Origin of the sequence: Micromonospora sp. ATA51 (genome assembly GCF_016802855.1) — a bacterium.
In the GTDB taxonomy this organism is placed as follows: Bacteria; Actinomycetota; Actinomycetes; order Mycobacteriales; family Micromonosporaceae; genus Micromonospora; species Micromonospora sicca.
Genome location: NZ_JAEVHJ010000386.1, coordinates 1 through 5,661, shown reverse-complemented (window position 1 = coordinate 5,661; position 5,661 = coordinate 1). Strand labels below are relative to the sequence as shown.

Annotated in this window: 7 protein-coding genes and 1 pseudogene; 3 read left to right on the top strand and 5 right to left on the bottom strand. The window is 73.4% G+C overall.

The features are described from left to right. On the bottom strand, positions 1–562 hold a 562-nt coding region (locus JNW87_RS33870), incomplete at its 3' end, for an MFS transporter (protein ID WP_238455091.1). A 153-nt stretch (positions 563–715) separates the two neighbouring features. Between JNW87_RS33870 and JNW87_RS33865 the strand changes: the two genes are divergently transcribed. The 3 genes from JNW87_RS33865 (at position 716) to JNW87_RS33855 (ending at position 3,203) form a co-directional block, all read left to right on the top strand. Next, on the top strand, positions 716–1,498 hold the full coding sequence (locus tag JNW87_RS33865) for an IclR family transcriptional regulator (RefSeq protein WP_109801211.1): 783 nt from the start codon (positions 716–718) through the stop codon (positions 1,496–1,498). A 527-nt stretch (positions 1,499–2,025) separates the two neighbouring features. Continuing rightward, positions 2,026–2,520, top strand: coding sequence for a sigma-70 family RNA polymerase sigma factor (locus JNW87_RS33860; protein ID WP_236647421.1), 495 nt, complete (start codon positions 2,026–2,028; stop codon positions 2,518–2,520). After that, complete coding sequence (locus JNW87_RS33855) at positions 2,517–3,203, top strand: anti-sigma factor (protein WP_238455090.1); 687 nt, start codon at positions 2,517–2,519, stop codon at positions 3,201–3,203. The genes JNW87_RS33860 and JNW87_RS33855 overlap by 4 nt, the downstream gene beginning before the upstream one ends. 105 nt (positions 3,204–3,308) lie before the next feature. Here JNW87_RS33855 and rarD read toward each other — a convergent pair whose 3' ends face one another. The 4 genes and pseudogenes from rarD to JNW87_RS33835 form a co-directional block, all read right to left on the bottom strand. Then, positions 3,309–4,247: an EamA family transporter RarD gene (rarD, locus tag JNW87_RS33850; protein ID WP_238455089.1), complete on the bottom strand. Its 939-nt coding sequence runs from the start codon at positions 4,245–4,247 to the stop codon at positions 3,309–3,311. Next, on the bottom strand, positions 4,244–4,732 hold the full coding sequence (locus JNW87_RS33845; RefSeq protein WP_109803086.1) for a GNAT family N-acetyltransferase: 489 nt from the start codon (positions 4,730–4,732) through the stop codon (positions 4,244–4,246). The genes rarD and JNW87_RS33845 overlap by 4 nt, the downstream gene beginning before the upstream one ends. A gap of 93 nt (positions 4,733–4,825) precedes the next feature. Beyond that, positions 4,826–5,212 carry a phage holin family protein gene (locus JNW87_RS33840; protein ID WP_109803088.1) on the bottom strand — a complete coding sequence of 129 codons (387 nt, stop codon included), beginning with the start codon at positions 5,210–5,212 and terminating at the stop codon, positions 4,826–4,828. Positions 5,213–5,289: 77 nt separating this feature from the next. Next, positions 5,290–5,565 (bottom strand): annotated as a pseudogene (locus tag JNW87_RS33835) (type VII secretion protein EccE); the annotation flags it as partial. Positions 5,566–5,661 lie beyond the last annotated feature (96 nt).

The following is a 5,661-nucleotide window of genomic DNA, read 5'->3' as shown; positions in this document are numbered from 1 at the left end:
ACCGCCGCCGCCACGAACGCCCAGCCGCCGCCACGAACGCCCAGCGCCAGCCGGCGGTCAGCGCGATGGTGGGCACGGCCGCGCCGGCCAGCAGCGTGGAGACCGGGATCGCGGCCTGCTTCACCCCGAACGACAACCCCTGCCGGTGCGCGGGCACGTGCCGGGCCAGCGCGGCGTTGCTGGCGAGCTGGCCGAGGGCGTTCGCGGCGGCGCTGAGCCCGAGCAGGGCCACCAGCGCCGGGTACGACCGCGCCAGCGCCGCCACGGCCAGCAGCGAGCCGGCGGAGAGCAGGATGCCGGCGCGGGCCACCACGGCCGGGCCGTACCGCTCGACCAGCGCCCCGGAGGGGACGGAGGCGAGCGCGCTGATCCCGAAGTAGACCGAGACGGCGAGACCCAGCCCGGCGGGGGAGAAGTGGAGGTCGTCGGCCATCTGCACGGCGAGGCCGCCGACCAGGAAGACGGGCAGCACGCAGGCGATGGTGGTGGCGATGGCGCCCGCGCTGGCGCGGACGGTCCGCCGCGGCGCGTGAGGTGCGGGGTCGAGCAGGGTGTCGGTCATGGTCAGGCAAACCTACGCCGTCACGTTTTGGCAGCGGATCGTGTCTGTCGGTGCACGGCCCGTGCCCGGTGATCTGGCATCCTCGATCCGAACAGGCATTTCGCACTCGGCCTGTTTTTCATATGGTGTAAGTCCCCGGCGGCGGAGGTGGTTGTGCGCGACCCCTTGGCGGAACCTTCGGACCTGATCCGGAGCGTGTCCCGCGCGCTTCGAGTGCTCGAGTCGGTCGGTCGTGCGCCCAAGGGCCTGACCGTCAAGCAGATCGCCCGCCGCTGCGAGCTGACCGTGGCCACCACGTACCACCTGGTGCGCACCCTGGCATACGAGGGCTACGTGATCCGCCGCGAGGACGGGACATACATCGTGGGGCTGGAGGTGGCCGACCGCTACCGCGAACTGGTGACCGCGTTCCGCGGGCCGCAGGCGGTCGGTGAGTCGCTCCGCCGGGCGGCCGTCGACACCGGGTACAGCCACTACCTCGGGCGTTTCGTGGGCGGCCAGGTCGCCGTCACGGCGGTCGCCGAGGGGCCGCGGTCGCCGTACCTGGAGGACCTGGTGCCCGGCTTCGACGAGGGCGCGCACGCCACCGCGCTCGGCAAGAGCCTGCTCGCCACCCTCACCGCCGAGCAGCGCTTCCGCTACCTGCGCGAGTACGGCATGCGCCCGTTCACCAGCGCCACCCTGACCACCGTCGAGGCGTTCGAGGCCGACCTGGCCGCCGGTGACCGGCGCGGCATGCAGCTGGAGCTGGGGCAGTTCCGGCAGGGTGTGGCCTGCGCCGCCGTGCTGGTCACCCCGGACAAGGACATCGAGCGTCGGGTGGTGCTGGCCTGCGCGCTGCCAGCCAGCGAGATGATGACCTCCGCCCGGGTGGTCCGGGCCAAGCTACTCACCGTCGCCCGGGCCGTCGCCGACGGCATCGCCGCTGAGGGCTGACCGGCACCGCCGGTCGCGGGTCGGCCGGCCGGCCGGGACACCGGACCTGCCGCGTCTCGTTCCGCTCGGGGCGGCGCGAAGGGCCCCGTCCCTGGCGGGAAGCGGGGCCCTTCGGGCGGCGGTCCAGCGCCGGACCGCCACGGGGAACGTCAGCGGGACGTTCACGCCGACCCCGCCGCCGGGCCTCGGTTCCTCGCGTCGCGGGCAAGACGACTGCTCCGTGTGCCCGCGCGGCTGGAGCAGCTCGTCGAGGACGGCCGCACCAAGACCCTGCTCCACACTGCCGAGGCGGACTCGGCGCTGGGCGACGTCGTCGGTGGCACGGCGGAATCACCCGCGCGCCTACCGGGCGGACGCTGCCAGGACCCGGTGAGCGCGGGTCGGCCGAGATGTGAACCGGGTATGAATACATGCGGCGCGAGCTGCGGTGAACCGATCGGGGCCACCGCACGTATTGACGGGCGAACGCACCGCCCGGACCCGCCGTCGAGAGCGAGGTGTCCGCCATCACCGACCACGACGCCCAACTGCTGCGCGCGCTGCACGACGAGCACGCCGACGCGCTCTTCGCGCACGCCCTCCGGCTGGTCAACGGCGACCGGACGCGCGCCGAGGACCTGGTGCAGGAGACGCTGCTGCGGGCGTGGCGGCACCCGGAGGCGCTGGACCCCACCCGCGGCTCGGTCCGCGCCTGGCTCTTCACCACCGCCCGGAACCTGGCGATCGACGCCTGGCGGCGCCGGTCCACGCGCGTCGGCGAGGTCTACACCGACGAGCTGCCCGAGCCCGCCGACACGGTCGACGAAACGGAGCGCGCGGTGGAGGCGTGGACCGTGGCCGAGGCGCTGAACCAGCTCAGCCCGACCCACCGCGAGGTGCTGGTCGAGTGCTTCTACCAGGGACGGTCGGTGGCCGAGGCCGCCGCCCGGCTCGGCGTGCCACCGGGCACGGTCAAGTCGCGCACCCACTACGCGCTGCGCTCACTACGGTTGGTCCTGGCCGAGATGGGGGTGACCCGATGACCCGCTGCGAGTTCGCGCACGACGACGGCGCGTACGTGCTGGGCGCCCTCGCTCCCGGCGACCGCGCCGCGTACGAGCGGCACCTGGCCGGCTGCGCGACCTGCCGGGAGGCAGTGGCCGAGATCGCGGTCCTGCCGGGGCTCCTCGGTCGGCTCGACCCGGCCGGGCTGGAGCAGTTCCTCCCGTCCGCGTCCGAGACCTCGCGGCTGCCCGCGCTGCTCTCCGCCGCCCGGGACCGCCAGCGCCGCGCGCGATCCCGGTCCCGCCGACGGTACGCGCTGACCGCGCTCGCCGCCGCCGTGCTCGCCCTGCTGGTGGGGGTCGGGGTGACCCTGGCCCGTCCGGACGCGGCCGACCCTGCGGAGGTGCCGATGGTGGCCATGCGGCCGGTCGCCGGCACGGTGCCCGTGCACGCGGAGATCGGGTTGACCCGCACCGACTGGGGGACCCAGGTCACCATGCACTGCGGCTACGACCAGTGGGGCGGGCACCGCCAGGCGTGGACCTTCCGGCTGGTGGCCCACGGCCCGGACGGCGCGACGGAGCAGATCGGCTCCTGGCTCGCCGCCCCCGGCGAGGACGTCCGTCTCACCGGCGCCACCCGCTTCACCGGCGGCGAGCTGGTCCGGCTGGAACTGCTCCGCGGGGACAACACCCCCGTCCTCACCTACGACGCCCGCTAACCCCACCCCACCCCCCACCCCCCGCTCGCGCGATCTTGCAGTTGGTGCCCCGGCGAACCGGGCATTCCACCCGTTGGACGGGCTCGAACTGCAAGATCGGCGGGCTCAGGGGGCGGTGGGGGTGGGGACGGGAGGTTGGGAGTCGGCGGGGGTGCGGGGGCGGGTGCGGGACTGGTGGGCTTGGCGGAGGGCGTCGGCGGTGAAGACGATCAGGGCGAGCCAGACCAGGGCGAAGCCGGCGAGGCGGGCCGGGGGCATGGGCTCGTGGAAGATCAGCACGCCGCAGCCCAGCTGAAGGACCGGGGCGAGGTACTGCAGCATGCCGAGCCCGGACAGCGGCAGCCGGTTCGCCGCGCCGGCGAAGAGCAGCAGCGGGATGGCGGTCGCCGCCCCGGCCAGCACCAGGAGCACGGTGTGCCCGGTCGAGACGTGTCCGAACGCGGAGTCGCCGCGCAGGCTCAGCCATCCCAGGTACGCCAGCGCGGGCAGCGCCAGCACCGCCGACTCGACGAAGAGGCCCTCCGCGGCCGGCAGCCCCAGCCGCTTCTTCACGAACCCGTAGCAGGCGAAGCTGAAGGCGAGGGTGAGCGCCAGATAGGGCAGCCGGCCGTAGTCGACGGTGAGCACGGCGACCGCCAGCGCGCCGACGCCCAGCGCCGCCCATTGCGCCGGCCGCAGCCGCTCCCGCAGCACGAAGACCCCGAGCAGCACCGAGACGAGCGGGTTGATGAAGTAGCCGAGGGCGGTCTCCACCACCCGGTCCGAGTTCACCCCGTAGATGTAGGTGCCCCAGTTGACCGCGATCAGCGCGGCCGCGGCGGCGATGCCGGCCAGCGTCCGGGGCCGGCGCAGCAGCGCCCGCAGGAAGCCGACGTTGCGCATCGCGGCGAGCAGCAGCGCCACGAAGGCCACCGACCAGACGATCCGGTGGGCGAGGATCTCCATCGGCCCGGCCGGGCGCAGCAGCTTCAGGTAGAGGGGGAAGAAACCCCAGAGCAGGTATGCGCCGAGCCCGTACAGGTAGCCGAGGCGGATCGGGTTCACGCCTCCACCGTAAGTGGCGAAGCGGCGCTTTGCTCCTTTCCGGTGACCTGGTTCACCCGCTGGTCGAGTTGCATCCACCGGTCCGGGTCGACTGGGGTGAAGCCGACCTTGGCGTACACCGCGTGGGCGTCGGCGGTGGCCAGCACGATCCGGCGTACGTCCAGCTCGGCCAGGTGATCGCGGGCCATGCCGGCCAGCCAGGTGCCCAGCCCGCGACCGCGCTCGGCCGGATCGACGTAGACGTCGCAGAGCCAGGCGAAGGTCGCCCGGTCGGTGACCACCCGGGCCACCGCCACCTGGCGCCCGTCACCGGGCCGGTAGACGCCGAAGCCGACCGAGCCGGCGAAGGCGCGCGCGACCGTCTCCCGGTCCCGCCCGAGCGCCCAGTACGCGTCGGTGGAGAGCCACCGGTGCACGAGATCGAGGTCGATCCGGTCCGGGTCGGTGCTGAGCTGGTAGCCGTCAGGGCGGGTCAGGGTGCACACCCCGGTGACGCTAGTCCCGGCCCACCCGCTCCTCACGAGCCAATTCCCGCCCGCTGGACTGGCCGGCGGGCGGGAATCGGGTGCGTCGAGTGGTCAGTCGCGGTCGAGGACGGCGCCGAGGATCCAGGTGACGATGCCGACGAAGAGCGCGCCGAGCAGCGCGGCCGGCCAGAAGCCGTCCACGTGGAACGGCAGCCCGGCCTGGTCGGCGATCCAGCTCGTGAGCAGGAAGAGCAGCCCGTTGACGACCAGGGCGATCAGGCCGAGGGTGAACAGGTAGAAGCCGCAGCCGACGGTCTTGATGATCGGCTGGAGCACGGCGTTGACCACCCCGAAGATCACCGCGACCAGCACGAGGGTGGTGACCGTCTCGGTGACCGAGTCGGAGTTCAGCGAGATGCCTGGGATGAGCAGAGTGGCCAGCCAGAAGGCCACCGCCGTCGAGCCCAGCCGGATCAGAAGACCCTTCAGAAAACCCATGGCGGGGATCGTGCCACGGACCGTCCACCAGCGGAACCCGTGAAGATCGACGAATCCGCCGTTCGGCGGCCGGGTCGTCACCGGCGGGCGGCACGACCGACCAGTTGCGACTCGATCGGCGTCGGGGACAGCAGCGCCCAGCGCAGCGCCCGCCGGTTGACCACCGCCACCATGTCGTCCCGGATCCGGGTCAGCCACTCCGCCGAGCCGCCCAGCCCCAGGGCCGCGCCGGCCAGCGCCGCCTCACCCGGGTCCAGTGGTTGCAGGATCGCCAGGTCCGCCCGGGCCAGCGCGTCCACCTCCGCCGGGGTGAGCCCGTCCCGGACGACCAGGGTGCACTGCCAGGCCGTACCGGTACGCCACCGACCAGAACGTCACCAACATCTTCAGCTCGTACGTGCACGGGGACCCGTCGACCCCGGTCTTCCAGGCGTACGCCGGGGACAAGA